The 19,245-nt window shown below is 64.2% G+C and carries 17 protein-coding genes; 9 read left to right on the top strand and 8 right to left on the bottom strand.

Annotated features, from left to right (window positions below):
• The first annotated feature begins 73 nt into the window (after positions 1-73).
• Both QZY01_RS07135 and QZY01_RS07130 read left to right on the top strand, forming a co-directional pair.
• Positions 74-880 (top strand): DUF3108 domain-containing protein, encoded by an 807-nt coding sequence (locus QZY01_RS07135; RefSeq protein WP_294535167.1) that lies wholly within the window; start codon positions 74-76, stop codon positions 878-880.
• 444 nt (positions 881-1,324) lie between these two features.
• The gene (locus QZY01_RS07130) at positions 1,325-4,756 is read left to right on the top strand and encodes a helicase-related protein (RefSeq protein ID WP_294535217.1); all 3,432 of its coding nucleotides are present in this window, start codon (positions 1,325-1,327) and stop codon (positions 4,754-4,756) included.
• Between the two features lie 18 nt (positions 4,757-4,774).
• Here QZY01_RS07130 and QZY01_RS07125 read toward each other — a convergent pair whose 3' ends face one another.
• A complete protein-coding gene (locus tag QZY01_RS07125) occupies positions 4,775-5,980 on the bottom strand; it encodes a urate hydroxylase PuuD (RefSeq protein ID WP_294535163.1) in 1,206 nt (401 codons plus the stop codon).
• Positions 5,981-5,991: 11 nt separating this feature from the next.
• Complete coding sequence (locus QZY01_RS07120; RefSeq protein ID WP_294535161.1) at positions 5,992-6,654, bottom strand: phosphatase PAP2 family protein; 663 nt, start codon at positions 6,652-6,654, stop codon at positions 5,992-5,994.
• 144 nt (positions 6,655-6,798) lie between these two features.
• Between QZY01_RS07120 and QZY01_RS07115 the strand changes: the two genes are divergently transcribed.
• On the top strand, positions 6,799-7,401 hold the full coding sequence (locus QZY01_RS07115) for a 2-hydroxychromene-2-carboxylate isomerase (RefSeq protein ID WP_294535158.1): 603 nt from the start codon (positions 6,799-6,801) through the stop codon (positions 7,399-7,401).
• Positions 7,401-8,201: a molybdopterin-synthase adenylyltransferase MoeB gene (gene moeB, locus QZY01_RS07110; protein WP_294535214.1), complete on the top strand. Its 801-nt coding sequence runs from the start codon at positions 7,401-7,403 to the stop codon at positions 8,199-8,201. The genes QZY01_RS07115 and moeB overlap by 1 nt, the downstream gene beginning before the upstream one ends.
• Positions 8,202-8,220: 19 nt before the next feature.
• On the opposite strand, the gene QZY01_RS07105 is transcribed toward moeB, so the two are convergent.
• The 3 genes from QZY01_RS07105 to msrA are packed head-to-tail and all read right to left on the bottom strand — an operon-like array spanning position 8,221 to position 9,812.
• Entirely contained in the window at positions 8,221-8,571 is a 351-nt protein-coding gene (locus QZY01_RS07105; protein ID WP_294535155.1) for a RidA family protein, read from the bottom strand.
• Between the two features lie 27 nt (positions 8,572-8,598).
• Complete coding sequence (locus QZY01_RS07100) at positions 8,599-9,132, bottom strand: TIGR00645 family protein (protein ID WP_294535153.1); 534 nt, start codon at positions 9,130-9,132, stop codon at positions 8,599-8,601.
• 29 nt (positions 9,133-9,161) lie between these two features.
• Entirely contained in the window at positions 9,162-9,812 is a 651-nt protein-coding gene (gene msrA, locus QZY01_RS07095) for a peptide-methionine (S)-S-oxide reductase MsrA (RefSeq protein ID WP_294535150.1), read from the bottom strand.
• A 111-nt stretch (positions 9,813-9,923) separates the two neighbouring features.
• On the opposite strand from msrA, the gene QZY01_RS07090 reads away from it, so the two are divergent.
• Positions 9,924-10,814 (top strand): LysR family transcriptional regulator, encoded by an 891-nt coding sequence (locus QZY01_RS07090; RefSeq protein WP_294535148.1) that lies wholly within the window; start codon positions 9,924-9,926, stop codon positions 10,812-10,814.
• 182 nt (positions 10,815-10,996) lie between these two features.
• Here QZY01_RS07090 and QZY01_RS07085 read toward each other — a convergent pair whose 3' ends face one another.
• The gene (locus QZY01_RS07085; protein ID WP_294535210.1) at positions 10,997-12,433 is read right to left on the bottom strand and encodes a DUF1254 domain-containing protein; all 1,437 of its coding nucleotides are present in this window, start codon (positions 12,431-12,433) and stop codon (positions 10,997-10,999) included.
• 135 nt (positions 12,434-12,568) lie between these two features.
• Positions 12,569-13,666, bottom strand: coding sequence for a redox-regulated ATPase YchF (gene ychF, locus QZY01_RS07080; RefSeq protein ID WP_294535146.1), 1,098 nt, complete (start codon positions 13,664-13,666; stop codon positions 12,569-12,571).
• A 176-nt stretch (positions 13,667-13,842) separates the two neighbouring features.
• Here ychF and QZY01_RS07075 point away from each other — a divergent pair, with 176 nt between their 5' ends.
• The 4 genes from QZY01_RS07075 to QZY01_RS07060 all read left to right on the top strand — a co-directional run bounded on the left by QZY01_RS07075 (position 13,843) and on the right by QZY01_RS07060 (position 17,624).
• Positions 13,843-14,250: a hypothetical protein gene (locus QZY01_RS07075; protein WP_294535144.1), complete on the top strand. Its 408-nt coding sequence runs from the start codon at positions 13,843-13,845 to the stop codon at positions 14,248-14,250.
• Between the two features lie 43 nt (positions 14,251-14,293).
• The gene (locus tag QZY01_RS07070; protein ID WP_294535141.1) at positions 14,294-14,803 is read left to right on the top strand and encodes a YchJ family protein; all 510 of its coding nucleotides are present in this window, start codon (positions 14,294-14,296) and stop codon (positions 14,801-14,803) included.
• A gap of 604 nt (positions 14,804-15,407) precedes the next feature.
• Positions 15,408-17,099 (top strand): arylsulfatase, encoded by a 1,692-nt coding sequence (locus tag QZY01_RS07065; RefSeq protein WP_294535139.1) that lies wholly within the window; start codon positions 15,408-15,410, stop codon positions 17,097-17,099.
• Between the two features lie 66 nt (positions 17,100-17,165).
• On the top strand, positions 17,166-17,624 hold the full coding sequence (locus tag QZY01_RS07060; protein ID WP_294535136.1) for a hypothetical protein: 459 nt from the start codon (positions 17,166-17,168) through the stop codon (positions 17,622-17,624).
• A gap of 65 nt (positions 17,625-17,689) precedes the next feature.
• Here the strand turns inward: QZY01_RS07060 and QZY01_RS07055 are convergent, their stop codons facing one another.
• On the bottom strand, positions 17,690-19,012 hold the full coding sequence (locus QZY01_RS07055; RefSeq protein WP_294535134.1) for a GAF domain-containing protein: 1,323 nt from the start codon (positions 19,010-19,012) through the stop codon (positions 17,690-17,692).
• Positions 19,013-19,245: the final 233 nt, after the last annotated feature.

Here is a 19,245-nt window from a genome sequence, read left to right as displayed (position 1 = left end):
AGTCAGGGTTAACTTTCGACTTCGAAAAGCGGGCCGCCGTTTCGCGCGGCAATGGCACAAGGGCCGTCACGGCATGAAATTGCTTATTCCCCGCGCCTGTGTTGCGCTTGCGGTCGTCCTTGCCGCGGCCGGGTCCGGCGCCGCCCGGGCCGAAACCATGCACGCCAATTATCGTGTCTCGCTGATCGGCCTGCCGATCGGCGTCGCCGTGGCCAATAGTTCGATCGACACCAAGAGCTACAAGGTCGATCTCAATGTGCGCCTGACCGGCATCGCCGCGCTGGTGTCCAATCTGAAAATGGCGCTGGCCTCGTCCGGGTCCCACGAGGAAGGCGCCATCGTTCCCTTCGCCTACGCCACCACCGCCTCCAATGCGCGCGAAACCCGCACCCTTCGCATGGCGCTCAACGCCGGCACGGTGCGGCAGGTGCAATATTCGCCCTATTGGGACGGCGACAAGGGCCCCGAACGCGTGCCCCTGACAGAACGGGACAAGCGCGACATCGTCGATCCGCTCTCGGCCTTCATCCTGCCGGTGCCCCAAGGCGCCAATCCGGTCGGGCCCGCCGCCTGCGACCGCCGCGTGCCAGTGTTCGACGGCTATACCCGGTTCGACGTGACCTTGAGCTACGTCGGCGTCAAGGAAGTCAGCACCGCCGGCTATTCCGGTCCGGTGACGATCTGCTCGGCCCGCTACATTCCCGTCGCCGGCCACAAGACCACCGCCCGCACCACCAAATTCATGGCGGAAAACCGGGAGATGGAAGTCTGGCTCGCCCCCGTTCCCAATAGTCGCGTGGTCGTGCCCTATCGCGTCTCGCTGATGACGCTGGCCGGGACGGCGGTGATCGAGGCTTCGGAACTGCGCTTCGCGCCCTAAAATTTTCCGTTCGCGTAACGGGTTGACAATACGTCACTTCGGAGTCCGTTCGGCATCCCGGGAGAATCGCCCTTTCGAACCCGTCGATTCAACCCTTGGCGCCTCCATGCGCTCGACCAACCACATATGGCGCGAACAAAGCGGGATTCATCGCCAGTCAGCGATTCGGGCGCGATTCGTTCGCGCAAGGTTCGTTTCCTTAAAGTCATGCGGCCAGCCGGGCTCTGCGCGGAATCGAGCGCAAAGGCCAAGCCTCTGGTTTGGAACATAAAAAGCTTTTCTCCGGGCCGATGGCGCCGCGTCAAAACGGGACAGGGCGTTTACCCGGGCCGGTGGCGGCTTCCGCGATCCGCCTGATTCGTGTTAGGCGGTAACAGGGCTCAAGGGAGTTTGGCCGCTATGGCTTTCATGTCCGGCCTTTCGCCGCGCCTGTCGGCGACGGAAATGCAGAAGGCGGAAACGCGCAAGAACGTCGCCGCCATTCTCGGTCCGACCAATACCGGCAAGACCCATTTCGCCATTGAGCGGATGCTGAGCTATCCGGCGGGCATGATCGGCCTGCCTTTGCGGCTGCTGGCGCGCGAAGTCTATAATCGGGTCGTCGAAAAAGTCGGCGCCGAGGCCGTGGCGCTGATCACCGGCGAAGAAAAGATCAAGCCGAAACAGGCGCGTTACTGGGTTTCGACGGTCGAGGCCATGCCGCGCGATCTCGATTTGCCCTTCGTCGCCATCGACGAGATCCAGCTCGCCGCCAGTTTCGACCGGGGGCATGTGTTCACCGATCGCATTCTCAACCGGCGCGGGACCCAGGAAACCCTGCTGATCGGCGCGGCGACCATGCAAGAGGTGCTGGAAACCCTGCTGCCGGGCATCAAGGTCCATGCGCGCCCGCGCCTGTCGCAGCTGACCTTCGCCGGCGAGCGCAAGATCGCCCGGCTGCCGCGCCGCAGCGCCATTGTCGCCTTTCGCGCCGAGGATGTTTACGCCATCGCCGAATGGATCCGGCGCCAGCGCGGCGGCGCGGCGGTGGTTCTGGGCGCGCTGAGCCCGCGCACCCGCAACGCCCAGATCGAGCTCTACCAGAATGGCGACGTCGATTACATCGTCGCCACCGACGCGATCGGCATGGGCCTCAATCTCGACGTCGGCCACGTCGCCTTCGCTTCCGACCGCAAATTCGACGGCTACCAGCATCGCCGCCTCAATCCGGCGGAATTCGGCCAGATCGCCGGCCGCGCCGGGCGCCATGTCAGCGACGGCACATTCGGCACATCCGGCCGCTGCCCGCCATTCGACGAGGAACTGGCGCAGATGATCGAGGCCCATGCCTTCGATCCCGTCACCCTGTTGCAATGGCGCAACGCGAAGCTGGATTTTTCCAGTCTTGAAGATCTCGCCGCCTCGCTCGAAATCACGCCGGACCGGCTCGGCGTCACCCGCGCGCCGGCCGCCGAAGACCAGATCGCGCTGGAAACGGCGTCGCGCGACGCCCATGTGCGGCGCAACGCCAAGACCCGCGCCGACATCGAAAGGCTTTGGGAAGTCTGCCAGATTCCCGATTACAGCAAGACTTCCCCGGCCGCTCACGCCGATCTGGTGTTGAACGTCTATCAATTCATCGTGCGCGCCGGCCGCATTCCCGACGACTGGTTCGCCCGCCAGATTTCCGTGCTCGACCGCGCCGACGGCGACATCGACGCTCTGTCGCAGCGCATTTCGCAGGTGCGCACCTGCGCCTTCATCGCCAATCGTTCCGACTGGCTGATTGATCCGGAGCATTGGCAGGGCGTCGCGCGTCAGGTAGAGGACAGTCTGTCCGACGCTTTGCACGCGCGCCTGACCCAGAGATTTGTTGACCGGCGCGCCAGCGTCCTGATGCGCCGCCTGAGAGAGAACACAATGTTGGAAGCCGAAGTCACATCGACGGGCCAGGTCTTGGTCGAAGGCCATCACGTCGGCTCGCTGACCGGATTTTGTTTCGCCCACGATCCTCAGGCCGCCGGCGAAGAAGCCAGGACCCTCAACGCGGCGGCGCAGAAGGCGCTGGCGAGCGAGATCGAGGCGCGCGCGAGGCGCGTGCATGAAGCGGTGGACGAGGCCTTCGTGCTGGCCAATGACGGCGTCATCCGCTGGCTCGGCGAGCCGGTCGGCCGGATCGCGGCGGGCGACCACATTCTCAAGCCGCGCGCGAAAATCGTCGCCGACGAGATTTTGGCCGGCGCCCAGCTCGAAATCGTGCAGACCCGGCTCGATCTGTGGCTGGCGCAACATGTCAGGAAATGGCTCGGCTCGCTCGACGAGCTGGAATCCGGCGAAGGACTCGAGGGCGCGGCGCGCGGCATCGCCTTCCAGATCGGCGAGTCGCTCGGCGTGCTGGAGCGTTCGCGCGTCGCCGAGGAGATGAAGACCCTGCCGCAGGACGCGCGCGCCGCCCTGCGCAAGCTCGGCGTACGTTTCGGCGCCTATCACCTTTATCTGCCGGCCTTGCTCAAGCCGGCCCCGCGCTCGCTCGCGGCGCAGCTCTGGGCCTTGCAGCACGGCGGACTCGAAACGGTCAAGGGCATTGACGAAGTCGCGCATCTCGCCTCTTCGGGCCGCACCTCGTTTGCCGCCGACCCGGAGGTCAATCGCGGCCTCTATCGGGCGGCGGGCTTTCGCGTCTGCGGCGAACGCGCGGTGCGCGTCGATATCCTGGAGCGTCTGGCCGACCTGATCCGCCCCGCCATCGCCTATCGTCCCGGCGTCACCGTCGGCGATCCGCCCCCCGGCGCCGCCGATGGCGAGGGTTTCGTCGTCACCGTCGCCATGACCTCTCTGGCCGGCTGTTCCGGCGAAAGCTTTGCAAGCATTCTGAAATCGCTCGGCTATGCCAATGAGCAGCGCCCCGGCCCGGCCATTACCGTCGCGATCATCCCCAAGGCGGCGACCGAGCCGGCCAAACGGGTGATTGCCGAACCCGCCGCCGTCGAGACGACGGAAACGGAAGCGGCGGAAGCCGCCGCGACGATCGTCGCTGAAATATCGGAAGCCGCCGCGTCCGAAGCGCCGGTTGAAACGGAGGGGGAAGCCGTTCCGACCGAGGCGGCGGAGGCGCCGGTCGAGGCGGAAGCGCCCGTCCCCGAGGAAGCTCCCGCCGAAGCGGCGGTTGAAGTCGCGGCTGAGCCGTCGGCTGCTGAAGTGGAACCGCTTCAAGCCGAGGCGGCGGCCAGCGTCGGACCTATTTCGTTTGAAGCGCCGATCGAGAGCGGCGGGACCGAAGAGCAATCCGCGGCCGCGCCCGCCACCGAAGGCGAAGAAGCCGAGGCTTTGACCGAAGATTCCGCGCAAGCCCTGACCGCCGGGGTCGAAGCAGAAGCCGCTCAAGCCGAAGCAGCCGAAGAAGCCGAAGCATCGCCCGCCGAAGCCGAAGTGGTTTTGATCGAAATCTGGCGGCCGCAGCGTCATCAGCATGGCCGTGGACGTCAGGAGCGCGGCGGACCGGACCAGCAGCATCGCCGCCATGGTCCGCGCCGGTCGCCTCAGGGCGCGGCAAATCCCGTTGACGGCGCGCCGGTCGAGGGACAGGCGCCGCCGCAAGAGGCTGGCGCCGCTGCTTCAACGCGCCAATTCGACCGTCCGCGCCGCGACGACCGCCGCTCCGAGGGCGGCAAGCCGCGTTTCGACGGCAAGAGGCCGGAGGGCAAGCGCGAACCCCGCGTGTTCGATATCAAATTCGACGGCAAGCGCCGCGACGAGTCGCGCAGGGACGACCAGCGCGGCGGCGGAACGCCCGTCGCCGAAAAGCCGCGCCGCGAAAAACAGGCGGACCCGGATTCGCCCTTCGCCAAACTCGCCGCCCTCAAAGCCGAACTGGAAGCCCGCAACAAGAAGGGCTGAGACGTCTCGACCGCGCGCTCAATCGGGCGCCCGCGCCCAGCGCAGCAGAACGCGCTGCTCGTCGGCGTCGATGGGCGAGGCGGCGCCGGGCGGCGGCATGGCGCGCGTATAAACCGCCGCGCGCAGGATTTCGCCGCGATATCGCCTCATCCGCGCGGCGTCGGAAAAATCCAGCCCCGCCGCCGCATGGAAAAAACCCGGATGGAGCGGGGTTTTCGCGTGGCAGGCGACGCAATGGCGCTCCACGATGGCCTGCGCCGCCGGTCCTTCTGGACGCAGGACCGAGGCGATGGCCTCGCCCGCCGACTGCGCCGCCGCCTTTTCGGGAGACGGTTCGGAGGGCGTGCAGAGCCATAGCGCCAGCGCGATGGCGACCGCCGCCGCCGCCGCGAGCCCCCAGTTGGCGCCGAACCCGCGCGCCCGCTGGAGGAAAAACCGGCGGATTGCAAACCCCGCCGCAAGAAACAAGGCGGCGGCCACGCCATTGTGGGGGCCGGCGAAAACCAGCGGCGCATGGCCCGACAGCATGAAGAACACCACCGGCAAAGCCAGATATTGATTATACAGCGCCCGCGTCGCGGCGCCTTTCGCGTCGTCGGCGTCCGCCGGCAGGCCGGCGCGCAAGGTCGCAAGCCGCCGTTTTTGCGCGGGGACGATGACATGGGCGATATTGGCGGTCATCAGCGTGGCGAGAATCGCGCCAAGCAGCAGCAAGGCCGCGCGCCCCGCAAACAAGGCGGCGAGCAGCAGGCCCAGCGCCGCCGAGAATCCATAGAGCGCCAGCAGCAGCCGGTCGCCGCCAAGGCCGCTTTTCCTGCACAGGAGCTCATAGGCAAGCCAGGCGAGCGGCAGGAGCGCGAAAGCCACTGTTACCGCCGCCCAGGAGGGCGCATCCCACAAAGTCGGATCGATCAGAGTGAGCTGCGGCGCGGCGCCGAAAATCAGGCAGAGCAGGGCGAAGCCGCTGGCCCAGGTCGCATAGGCCTCCCATTTGAAGTTGAGCGCCCGCTCCGCCGCATCGGCCTCGGCGGCGCGCGAAAAGCGGAAACCCGAGCCGGCATGGAGCAGCAGGCTCTGCGGCGCGGCGTCTTTGGCGCGGGGACGCATGCCCAAATCGAGCCGCGCCAGCGCGAAGGCCGAGCCGACCCAGACCATGGCGGCGACGACATGCAGCCAGCGCAGCAACAGGGTCGCATCTTCGGCCAGCAGGGACAACAACGCCATGGCTCGATCTCTCAGCGCGGGGAAGGCGCGCGAAGATACCAGCGATAGAGAACCAGCACGATGAGAAACGTAAACAGCGCGGCGAACACCGCATCGGACAGGTAATGGCCGCCGAAAGCCATGCGGAGCGCCGCCGTTGCGGCGGTAAACAGCAGCGCCGCGCCAACGGCGGCGGCGCGCAGCGGCGGCGGCGCGAGCAGCGCCGGGGCCAGCGTCCATGCGGAAGTCGCCACTTCGCCGGAGACGAAAGAGCAATTGCTCTGGCATGCGCCGTCAAAGGCCTCGAAGGGACGGAAACGCCAGGGGCCGCCGAATTCCAGCGTCTGTTCCGGGCGGGGGCGGTGCGAGTGCTCCTTGAGCAGGCCATTGACCAGCAGGCCCGGCCCGAGTGCGAGGCTGGCGAGCAGAAAGACGATGGCGCGCCCGCTCGGCCCCCGCGAAATCCGGCCACGCCAACGCGCGACACCGGCGACGAGCAGCAGCGCCAGCAGCAGATAGGGCGCGTCATAGCAGACCCGGCGCCAGAAATCGCCCGCCGGATTGCGTCCGATGAAATGGCCGGCGTCGAAAAAGTGCGCCGCCGCGAGCAGGTCGATCTCAGGCGCCGCCGCGAACATCGCGAGGCAGGCGACAGTCATGCTGGCGGTGAAAAACAAAACGGAGTCACGTTTCACGGCGAACCTTTTTTCGACCCGGCCACCAGCCCTAACCGGGATTTTGGCGCTCGGCCAGCCTCGAAAGCCAAAGTTCCATCAGGAACAGATGGATTTTTTGACCGGGCTGGTGTCGGATAGCAACGCCGCTCACGGAGAACCGACTTGGCCCAACTCGATTTCTGGTATGATTTCGCCAGCACCTATTCCTATCTGGCGGCGATGCGCTGCGATGCGCTGGCCGAGGCGGCGGGCGTGGCCCTGAACTGGCGGCCCTTCCTGCTCGGCCCGATTTTCGCCGCGCAGGGCTGGACGACCTCGCCGTTCAATCTCTATCCCGCCAAGGGGCGCTATATGCTGCGCGACATCGAGCGCCTCGGCGCGCAGCGCGGCCTGAAATTTCGCGCCCCCGATCCGTTTCCGCAAAACTCGCTGCTGGCGGCGCGTCTGGCGCTGGCGGTTCCCGAAGCGTTGCGGCCAGAATTCAGCCGCGCGGTGTTTCTGGCGGAATTCGGCGAGGGGCGGACGATTTCCGACGAGGGCCTGCTCGGCGAAATTCTCGCGGGTCTCGGTCTCAATGCCGCCGAAACCTTCGACAAGGCGAAATCCGATTCCATTCGCGCGCAATTGCGCGGCGAGACCGAGACGGCGCAAAAGCTCGGCCTGTTCGGCGCGCCGAGCTTTGTCGCCGGGGATGGCGAGGTTTTCTGGGGCGACGACCGGCTCGAACAGGCCCTCGCCTGGGCGAAGGATGCGCGGGATAAATGATGGTTTTGCCCCAGCTTTCGGCGGAAGAGGTCGAGCGCTACGCCCGCCATATCGTGTTGCGCGATATTGGCGGCGCGGGCCAGCGCAAGCTCAAGAACGCGAAAGTCTGCGTCATCGGCGCGGGCGGTCTTGGCGCGCCGCTGTTGCTTTATCTCGCGGCGGCGGGGGTCGGAGAACTGACCATCGTCGATGACGATCATGTGTCGCTGTCGAACCTGCAACGCCAGATTCTGTTTGGCGAAGGCGATCTCGGCCGCGCCAAGACGCAGGTCGCGGCGGAAGTTCTGGCGCGGCTCAACCCGCATGTCCGGGTGATCGAAAAGCCCTTGCGGCTGACGGGGGATAATGTCGCCGCGCTGATCGGCGGTTGCGATGTCGTCGCCGACGGGTCGGATAATTTCGACACCCGCTATCTCGTCTCCGACGCCTGTTTTTTTGCCAAAAAGCCTTTGGTGACGGCGGCGGTCGGGCAGTTCGACGGTTCGCTGACCACCTTGCGGCCGTTTGAAACCGGGCCGGACGGCAGGCCCAACCCGACCTATCGCTGCCTGTTTCCGCACAAGCCGCCGCCCGGCGCCACGCCGACCTGCGCCGAGGCCGGCGTGCTCGGCGCCTTGACCGGCATGGTCGGCGCGCTGATGGCGCTGGAAACGGTGCGGGAAATCGTCGGCTTCGGCCAGTCGATGGTCGGGCGGCTGGCGCTTTTCGACCTCGCCGCCATGCGTTTCGAAACCCTGACCTATGGCTGGGACGAGGATAACCCGCTCAACGGCAAGGGGGCGGGGGAAAACGCGGAATGAGGGCGATCCCCCCGCCGGTTCACGCCACCGCGACGACGACGATTTCGACCTTGTATTCCGGCGCAACCAGTCTGGCCTCGACCGTCGCTCTCGCCGGCGTCGCGCCCTCGACGACCCACTGGTCCCATTCGGCGTTCATTTCGCCAAAGGTCGAAATATCGGCGAGATAAATCGTCGCCATCAGGATTTTGGTCTTGTCGCTGCCCGCCTCGGCGAGAAGAGCGTCGATCTGGCCCAAAACTTCCGCCGTCTGCGCGCCGACCGGGCCGCCGGCGGTTTTTTCCGCCACCTGGCCGGCGAGAAAGATCGCATTGCCGAGCAGGACGCCTTGGCTCATGCGCTTGCCGGGCTTCAATCGGATCAGGGACATTTTTGGAACCTTTCGCTACCTGCCGCGTCAATGCCCGCCGTCGTCCGCCTTCGAACCGCCATGGCTGATTCGTTCGCTCAGGGCCAGAAGCACCGCCGACACCACGAAAGTGAGATGGATGCCGACGCTCCAGCTCAGCGAACGGTCGCTCTCGTTCTGCACGTTCATGAAGGCGCGCAGGGTCTGGATGCCGGAAATCGCCACGATGGAGGAGATCAGTTTGAGTTTGAGCCCGCCGAAATCGATCGTCGCCAGCCATTTTGGCCAGGAGGTGTTGCGCCCCGGTTCGGTGCGCGACACGAAATTCTCGTAGCCGGAAAAGATCACCAGCACGACCAGCGAGCCGGTCAGCGAAAGGTCGATCAGGCCGAGCACTTCCAGCACGACTTCCGATTCGGTCAGGCCGAACGCGGTTTCGGCGAGGTGAACCATATGCTGCCCGGTCTTGAGCAGCAGGATGAACAGGCTCAGCGCCAGGGCGGCGAAGAACGGGGCCAGCAGCCAGCGGCTCGAAAACAGCAGGTTTTCGAGCCCCGAGACCAACTTATTTTCCGATTCCATGCCTGACCCTTCCTCACCAAATCCCTGCCTCAAGCTTCGAGACCGGCCGGACAGGCGACCCCGCTGCCGTTGAGGCCGCAATAGCCCGCCGGGTTCTTGGCAAGATATTGCTGGTGGTAGGATTCGGCAAAGTAAAATTCCGGCGCCGGCCGGATTTCGGTGGTGATCGCCGCAAAGCCGCTTTTGGCGAGCGCCTCCTGATAGGCCGATTTCGACTTTTGCGCCGCCGCCAGTTGCGCTTCGGTCGTCGTATAGATGGCGGAACGATATTGCGTTCCCGTGTCATTGCCCTGGCGCATGCCCTGGGTCGGGTCGTGGGATTCCCAGAACAAGGCCAGCAGGCGGGCGAAAGAAATTTTTTTCGGATCGAACACCACCTGCACGACTTCGGTGTGTCCGGTCAGGCCGGAACAGACCTCTTCATAGGTCGGATTGGGCGTGGCGCCGCCGGCATAGCCGACCGAAGTGACATGAACGCCTTCGCTGGCCTGCCAGAATTTGCGCTCGGCGCCCCAGAAACAGCCCATGCCGAACAAAACCGACTCGCACCCGTCGGGAAAGGGCGGGGCGAGGGAGCGGCCATTGACGAAATGGCCGCTCAAAGGGACGACTTTTTCCGCCCTTCCGGGCAAAGCCTCGGCGGCGGTGGGGATTTGCAGCTTTTTGCGCAGGAAAAACATCGACGACTCCTTCAATACGCTCCCAATTTGGGGACGCCGTCGTCAATTGGCGAGGATTTTTTGGCATTTTTCCCTGTATAAGGGCTTTTGCCGACTTTTTGCGGGGGCGGGATGGACTGGGACAAGCTGCGCATTTTCCACGCCGCCGCCGCCGCGGGCTCCTTCACCCATGCCGGCGAGACGCTGCATCTGAGCCAGTCGGCGGTGAGCCGGCAGGTCGCGGCGCTCGAATATGACCTGAAAACCGCGCTTTTCCATCGCCATGCGCGCGGGCTGCTGCTGACCGAACAGGGCGAAATGCTGTTTCGCACGGTGCAGGAGGTGATCGGCAAGCTCGAAGGCGCGCGGCTGCGCCTGTCGGACGCGCGCGACAAGCCGCATGGCGAACTCAAGGTCACCGCCAATACCGGCTTCGGCGGCGCCTGGCTCGCGCCGCGTCTCGCGGAATTCCGCGAGCTTTATCCGGACATCGACCTCACCGTCATCCTGACCGACGAGGAACTCGACCTGTCGATGCGCGAGGCCGACATCGCCCTGCGCCTGCGCGAACCGACCCAGCCCGACCTGATCCGCAAGAAACTCTTCCCGGTCCACTACCACGCCTATGCCTCGGGCGCTTATCTCGAGCGCTTCGGGCGGCCGCAATCCGTGGCGGACCTCGACGACCATCGCATCGTCGCCTTCGGCGTCGCCGGCGCGACCTTTCTGAATAATCTCAACCTGTTGCTGACGCTTGGACGCGAGGCGAAAAAGCCGCGCATTCCCGCGATCTCGATCAATAATATTTTCGCCATGATGCAGGTGATCGAAAAAGGCGGCGGCGTCGGCGTGCTGCCCGATTATTTCGTCTCCGCGACTTCGGCGCTGTCGCGGCTCAATCTCAACGCGGATATGCCGGTGTTCGAATGCTGGCTGGCCTACCCCGAGGAAATGAAGAACGTCGCGCGGCTGCAGGCGTTCCGCGACTTTATCGTCGCCAACGCGCCTTTGTGGAATTTTTAGAAGCCCTGACAGGCTGCTGAAAAATGCTTGGGTTGATCCCCCCGTGCTTCGAGACGCGATGTTTCGCATCGCTCCTCAGCATGAGAGGGTCAATGGAATCAATAGGGTAGCCCTCATGGTGAGGAGCCCGCGAAGCGGGCGTCTCGAACCACGAGGGCGGCCCGTGGGTTTTTCCCAGCCTGCTAAACCTTGACCACGCCCGGCGGTTTCCAGTCGCCCTTGCCGGCGGGCAAAATCGAGGGCGGGTTTTTCTTCGGCCAGTAGAGCCGCATCACCAGATAGACCGGACCGTCGGGCGCCGGCAGCCAGTTCGATTCCTTGTCCGGGCCGGGCGAGGCGTGCTGGATGTAAATCGTCACCGAACCGTCGGGGTTTTTCTTCATGCCCGGCAACATCGGCGAATTGATCAGATAGCGGTCGATCGGATTCTTGATCAGCAATTGCGTCTTGCTGTCATACATCGTCACCGACCAGAAGGCGTTGACCGGCGGCAGATCGCCGGCGGGGAAGGTCAGCGTATAGGCATGGGCGCCGGCGTCGATGATCTCGCCGCTGACGGCGTTGCGCGTCATCGGATACATCGCCTCTTCGGCATTATTGCCGTAAATGCCGGCCTGGGCGGCGGCGGCGCGCAACAGCCAGTCGCCGTTGAAATGCGCGGCGTCGCCGAACGGCGCGGAAATGTTCCAGCCGTTGATTTTCGTCCCGGCCGTCTCGACGGCGGCGTCCACCTTGTCCTTGCCCTGCTTGAGCCCGATCACGGTTTCGAGCTTCTTTTCGAGCGACAGTTCCTTGAAACGGAATGTCTTGCCGGGACCGACGCCGATCTGGGCAAGCTGCGCCCTGATCTCCTTTTCATTTTCCGCTGCCGGGGCGAATTGCAGGGCGAAGTCGAGATAGTCGAAGAAATTCTGCTTCGCCAGTTCCTTGTCGATCTTCGGAAAATCGAGCGCCGGCGCGGCGGGCGGCGCCGGCTGATGCAAAAACGCCGAAAGCGGCTGCGCCCGGTAAAGCGCCTGGATTTTGCGCACATTGTCGATGTCGGCGGGATTGAACAATTGGGTGCGGAAAATCGCCACCGCGAATTGCGTCGTCGAGCGGAAGATCTTGCCGATCCCCTGCGGCTTGTCGCCCTGCCAGTCCGGGCCGACGACCAGATAGTCGCCCGCTTCGGGGCCGGTGGCGCGGGTGCCGATATAGCCGAAATTATAGGTATTGCCGTCGACGAGTTGCACCGAATAATAGCGCTCCTTCTCGATGGCGGGGACCGAAATCACAATGGGTTCGGCGCGCAAATCCATCCCCAGCATCGAATAGGGCGTGTCGCTGTTGGGCGTGACCACCGCCGTGTCTTTGTAGGTGAACACATTGGCGGCGCTGTGAATCTCGTTGAACGGGCCTTTATATTGGCTCGACGTCTTGTCGATGAAGAATTCATAGAGCACAGCGTAATTCATCACGATCGGCAGACCATAGACATAGCCGGCCTCGGCAATATTTTTGGCGGCGAAGAAGCCGGGACGCCCGGCGGTTTCCTCGGCCCGCGCGGCGAGACCTGAAATCGAAACAAGGGCGGCGGAAAGGGCGGTCTGGCTGAGCAGGTTTCGTCTTGTGATCATCATCTGAACCTCGTTAAGGCCGCGCGCGGCTGGACCGGCGGTTCGGCGAGGCGGAAAATTAAGCTAGGTCGTCCTGCCGAGGCAAGAGCGGTCGGCGTCAAGCTGGCGGGAAGAATTGCGCGCAGGACTCGCCGTTTAGTTCGCAAACCGGAAATGCAGCACATCGCCGTCGGCGACTACATATTCCTTGCCTTCGAGCCGGAACTTTCCCGCCTCGCGCGCGCCCGCCTCGCCGTTGCAGGCGACATAATCGTCATAGGCGATGGTCTCGGCGCGAATAAAGCCTTTTTCGAAATCGGAATGGATCACGCCCGCCGCCGCCGGTCCCTTGGTGCCTTTTTCCACCGTCCAGGCGCGCGCCTCTTTCGGGCCGACAGTGAAATAGGTGATCAGGTGCAACAGCCCGTAGCCCGCGCGGATGACGCGGTTGAGGCCGGGCTCGTCGAGGCCGACGGCTTCGAGATAATCCTTCTGCTCGGCGGCGGGCATGACGGCGATTTCGCTCTCGATCTGCGCCGAGACGACCACCGCCACCGCGTCTTCGTCCGCCGCCCGCGCCAGCACTTTTTGGGAAAATTCATTGCCCTGGTCGGCGGAGGCCTCCTCGACATTGCAGACGTAAAGCACGGGCTTGGACGACAGCAGCCCGAGCTGGTTGAAGAGTTTGCGCTCGAACGGCTCGATCTTGGCGAGGCGGGCGGGCTGGCCCTCGCGCAACAGCACGAGGCTGCGGTTCATCAGGTCGACGATTTCCTTCGCCTCCTTGTCGCCGCCCTTGGCCTTTTTTTCGAGCGCCACGATGCGCTTTTCGAGCGAATCGAGATCGGCCAGCATCAGTTCTGTCTCGATGGTGTCGATGTCGCGGATCGGATCGACCTCGCCATCGACATGGGTGATGTCGCCATCGACGAAACAGCGCACGACATGGGCGATGGCGTCGCATTCGCGGATATTGGCGAGAAACTGGTTGCCGAGGCCCTCGCCCTTGGAGGCGCCGCGCACCAGCCCGGCGATATCGACGAATGTCAGCCGGGTCGGGATGATCTCTTTGGAGCCGGCGATTTTGGTCAGGGTTTCGAGGCGCGGATCGGGCACCGCGACGTCGCCGACATTGGGTTCGATGGTGCAGAACGGATAATTGGCCGCCTGCGCCGCCGCCGTTTGCGTCAGGGCGTTGAAAAGCGTCGATTTGCCGACGTTCGGCAGGCCGACAATGCCGCATTTGAAACCCATGGAATCTGGCTCGCCTGAGAGTGAAAGCGTGCGGCGCGCCAACGCGGCGCCCGTGGCTTTGCGCCCTATGCGGCGCAGGAACGCAAAAGGCAAGCCCGCGCGCGGCTTAATCGCAGCCTTAATTTGGTCACGATAGGCCTGCTTAAAATCGGGCCGCCACGACCAAAGATCGGATCATGCGCCGAATTCTCAAGGGGCCTCGCGTCGGCCCAACCTTTTTGCCGCGTCTCGCGCTGGCCTTTTCCACCCTGCTGCCGCTCGCGGCGGGACCGGCGCTGGCCCGGCATTGCCCGCGCGGCCAGATCCTGCGGGTTTCGAAAAATGTCTGCGTCGCGAAACGCGAGGCGGTCGGGCGGCATGTTTATTATGGACCGACCTATCGCGGGCCCACCAAACCGTCGAGCGAGCCGGAAGAACAGGCCGCCAACCTTGAGCCGGACTCGCGCGCGGGCGGCGCGGACTTGCTGGCGGACCGTCCGGCGGCCGCCGTGCCCCCCAAAAAGCCCAAGCCGCCGTCGTCGGCCGTTTCGCCCTCGCTCTCGCCTTATGGCGAACTGAGCCTCGAAAGTTTCCCAAAACCCTGATGTTGCAATTGCATGCCGTGCAAAATCGGCTAGTTTGCGCGCCATGACGCAAGAAATCTGCCCCTGCCGCGCCACGGCGCCCGAGAAGCTCGAATTCGCCGCCTGCTGCGGTCCCTATCTGGCCCGCGCAAAGCTGCCCACCACCGCCGAGGCGCTGATGCGTGCGCGCTACAGCGCCTTCGCCAAGGGCGATGTCGATTACCTCCATGAAACCCTGTCGCTCGACCAGCGCAGCGATTTCAACCGCAAGGCGACGACCGAATGGGCGCGCCAGTCCGAGTGGCTCGGACTGGAGATCGTCGAGACCGAAAAGGGGCTGGAGGAGGACGAGACCGGCACGGTGACCTTTGTCGCCCATTACACGCACGACGGCAAAAAGCTGACGCACAAGGAAAAGTCGCTGTTCGCCCGTGATTCCAAAAGCCGGCGCTGGCAATTCGCCGGCGAACTGACGATCAAGAGCGAACCCGTGGTGCTCGGCCCGCAACCCGGCCGCAACGATCCCTGCCCCTGCGGATCGGGCAAGAAATACAAGAAGTGCTGCGGCGCCTGAGGCGCCGAAGGCGAAATCCCGACGTTCGCGAAGGGTAACCGGAGTCGGTTCGCGGCGGCGAGCGGACTGCGGAAAGTGGCGCCCGGAACGGCAAGGATGCGCATTTGCGGTCCTTCCTGAACGACCAAGGCGAGAGCCTTGGGGGCCGAAGCCGCGTCGATCCGACTTCCTGCCCTTCCAATTCGATATTCTTCCGCGTGTAAATCTCGAACGGCGGCGGCAGCCGAACGGATTCGCCGAGCATCGCCCGGCGTTCACGCTGGCGAACAAGTCGAGCATTGTTTCGAAAAGCAAAATTCAGGATTTTGGACGATAACGCCGATGCCATCCAGCAGGCGAGAGCAACCTCTCGCGTCAAACCCGGGCAAATAATTTTCAAGTGAAATTCCCCGTGATTTTATAATCTGTATACCACCCTTCTCCAGTTTGAGGGCACAATAAAAACGGCCCCAATATTACAATAACGACCCAGCCGACCGGGAACTTTTTAATCCCGAACGGACTCGAACGCGGCGCTTTATTAATAAAAAACAATAGGTTAAAAGTCTCTCTTGTGCTATCGTCGTGACCGGTCAATTTTCGAATTTGTTCCGGGAGCTGGTCAATGAAATCATGCAAGCGCACGTCGCTCCTCGGCGGCGTAACGGTCGTCACCGCAGCCTTGGCGACCTTCCCCCTGACCCCCGCACAAGCCCAGACGCAGAAACAGCCGAACATCATCATGTTGATGACGGACGACACGGGCTGGAACGACTTCGGCGCCTACTCCGGCGGCGGAAAGGCGCTCGGCCACCCGACGCCCAACATCGACAGGATCGCCGAGGAAGGCGCGACCTTCACCAATTGGTACGGCCAGGCAAGTTGCACGGCCGGACGCGCCTCATTCATGACCGGACGAATCCCGGTCCGCTCGGCGCTGTCTATCGTCGTGGCGCCGGGAGATCCGAACTACTTGCGCAAGGAAACGCCGACGATCGCCGAGTTCTTCCAGAAGAAAGGCTATTCGACGTACTTTTCAGGCAAGTGGCATATGGGCGACATTCCGGAATCCTATCCGACGGAGCACGGTTTCGACGAGATGAAGAACTTCGCCGCCTACTACGCCGGCGTCTATGCCTACGACTATACCAACAAGTGGTTTCATCCCTGGTTCCCCTCCTATAATCCGCAATTCGCCAAATATTATACCGAAAACGTGAACCTGGCCGAATGGGAAGGGTTTGCCGGTAAGCCGGCGAAGAACCTCGGCAAGATTACTTACGAACGCTTCGCCACCTTCGACGAGGAGCAGGCAGAAAATGCAGTCGCCTACATCAAAGCGCACGCCAGCGCCGAAAGGCCGTTCTTCATGGATGTAAACTTTCTCAAGATGCACAACCCGACCAACGCCGCGCCGGACTTTGCGGGCCGGTCGCATCTTGGGGACTATTCGGACTCGCTGATGGAGCTTGACGCCGACATCGGCAAGATCATTGACGCGGTCCGCAAGCATGCGCCCAACACCATCGTGATCGTGACCGCCGACAACGGCGCGTGGCTGGACGCTTATCCCGACGCGGGCACGACTCCGTTCCGCGGCGAGAAGGGCTCGCCGTTCGAAGGCGGGTGGCGGGTTCCCGGCATCATGTGGTGGCCGGGCCATATCCCCGCGCGCGCGAAGTACGACGAGATGATGTCGCATATCGACGCCTGGGCGACGCTCGCGTCCATGGTCGGCCTGACGCCTCCGCCGCACGAATGGGTCGGCAATGACGGCCAACCGATCTATTTCGACTCGATCGACAACAGCGCCTACATTTTGGGAAAGGCCGAGCATTCGGCGCGCCGGTCCTGGATCTATATCGACGGCGAGGTCTTTGAGGGAACCCGGGTCGATATCGCCGGCGATCCCAAGGAGCCGTGGCTCAACATCGCCTGGAAGATGCTCTACACCGCCAGAGACTCCTGGCTCGGCGTGAAGTCGGACCTCGGCGCCGTTCCCGCTATCTACAATTTGACCATGGACCCGTTCGAGAAATATGACATGACGTTCAATGGCGCGGCGCCGTCGACGGTTCGGCAGGCCTCGCCGGGAAAATATGCCGGACAGGACAATGGCTGGATCGCCGGGTTGACGGGCCCGGTGATGATCGAGTTCGACAAGACGATCATCAAGTTCCCGAATATCAAGCGCTTTGTCGGCGGCGCCTCCACCGATCTCATCCCCAATCTCCAGCGTCCCGAGGACCCGGCGCCGCTGTTGAGGGAGCAGATCGAGAAGCATGGCGATCCGCATGTCCAGGGCGGCGGCGGCTGATCGTGAGCAAATGGAAGGGGCGGTCCTGGCCGCCCCATGCTTCGATTTCATGAAGCGCGAAGGCTGATGAAACGATCCGAGGTCTCATTTCAAAGCACGGCCAAGCGGGTGCGACGCGTCGCCGCCGCCTTCGCCATCGCCATGTTCGCAGCCTCTCCGGTCGCGACCGTTCGCGCCGGCGAAATCCCGGCTGTCTCCGAGCCGACCGATTCGGCTGGCCTCTCTGCGTGGGCGATGCGCTGGTTCACGGAGATGATGGCCGGACGGACCGACCGCTCTCAATATGCGACCGCCTTTGCGTCCCAGGTCACCGATGCGGCAGTCGCAGGGATGGCGCACGACCTCAACGAATACGGCGCCGCGCCGCTGCGCGCCGAAATCGTGCAAACCAGGAAGGACGGCGATCAGACGTTCGCCATCGTGAAATTCGTCTTTCCGCGCGGCGATGCGACCAGCCTCCTGTTCGGATTCGACACCGCCGGCAAGATCACCGGCGTCGCCGTCGGCGGCATAGCGGGCGACTGACGGAAGGCGACCGGAGCCGCGGCCCAGGAGAGAAGTCCAGCCTCTGCCTTCATCGGGCGCCGGCCTCATTCAGGATCCGCCAGAGCCTCGCCGAGAGCCGCCATGATTCGCCCCATTTCATAGGGCTTGCGCGCCAGCGCCCTGCCGGCGAGACGGGTCAGCGGCTTCGGGTCGTCGCCCTGGCCCGACAGGCTCTCCCCGGTGACGAAAATGAACGGAATGGCCCGTTTTTCCAGCGCCTCCGCCACCGCGAGCGAGGTTTCGCCGTGGAGATGGTAATCGAGTATGGCGGCGTCGATCTCGACGCTTTCCAGCGCCATCAGCGCTTCTGCGCAACTGGTGCAGACGCTGGCGACGGTCACGCCGGTTTCGGTGAGCGAGGCTTCGAGATCCATCGCGATCAGCGCCTGATCCTCGACGATCATCACCCGCAACCCGTCAAGCGCCGCCGCTGGCCGCGCCGCGCGTTTTTGTGCGGTCCGCTGCGGCGACAGGACCTGCAGGCGCAGCGAGAGGAATTCGCCGAATAGTTCGGCGGCGGCGCGCAGTTCCATCGCCGGATGGCGCGGCGTCCGGTGCGCGCAGAACACCAGACCCCACAGCAGGCCATCGACGACGATCGCGATCGCCAGCGCCGCGGCGGCGCCGCTCTGGCGCAAGACAGCGCGCTCGTCGGGGCTGGGGGCGCGCAAGAAAGCCAGCGTCAGGTCGAGCGCCCCCGCCTCGGGCGCGCCGAGGATGGCGGCAGGCGGCGAATCGGCGTCGATGAGCAGCCGGAGGCGACAGGCGAGCCATTTCGCGCGGGTTTCCTCGCTGAAAATCGCCGGTGGACCGGCGGAGCCGGACCAGGAGTCGAGGTCCCCGGCTTTTTGCTCCGCGACGAGGGTCGCCCGCCCCAGCGCGTCGAGGCGCAGCACCGCGACGCGATCATATTGCAACATCGCGAAGCACAGGCGCGCCGCCGCCTGCAAGGTCTTGTCGAGATCGCCGGCCTGGGCGAGGCGCGCGATAAACGCCCTCAGACGGTCCAGCAGCGAACGGTCGTTTTCCGGCGCCGCCGGTTCGATTTCGATCACGGTTTCGTCTTCGATCGCGTGGACGGCGAGATCATAGGCGCCTGCGCAGCCGGGAAGCAGCAATCCCGTAAGCAAGGCCGGCGGCGCCGGGGAGGCGAAGCGCGACAGAGCGTTGCGGAGGCTGTGCGTGACCTGAGGACCCAGTATTTCCCGCAAGTTGGCGCCGATGAACGGTCCCGGCCAGGCGGGAAACAGCCCGGCGAGATTGCTCGAATGGCGCCGCACCCGGGAGGCGCCGGAGTCGCAGACAATCAGCCAGCCCTGCGGCTGGATCGCGTCCGGGGTTTCGGCTCTGGCCAAGGTTCTGGCCAATATTCCCGCCATTTGGTGCGTTTCTCCCCGAGACGCCGGATTTTTCCCTTTTTCGTCGATCGCGGCTCCTCGCGATCGACGACTCCCTCTCCCGTTCGGCGGCGCCCTCGCGCCCCCGCCCAATCCCCGAGGCTTCAACCTGAGCGATTCGGCAGGAGCGCGATCCTGCCCGAAAATTGTTGCGGAACTTTTGTCGCGCCGTCCGGTTTACGCGTCAATGGTTGTGCTGAAGC

It is taken from the genome of uncultured Rhodoblastus sp. (assembly GCF_903903185.1).
Classification (GTDB): Bacteria; Pseudomonadota; Alphaproteobacteria; order Rhizobiales; family Beijerinckiaceae; genus Rhodoblastus.
The sequence above is the reverse complement of the archived record's forward strand: the minus strand, read 5'-3'. Positions and strand labels throughout refer to the sequence as shown.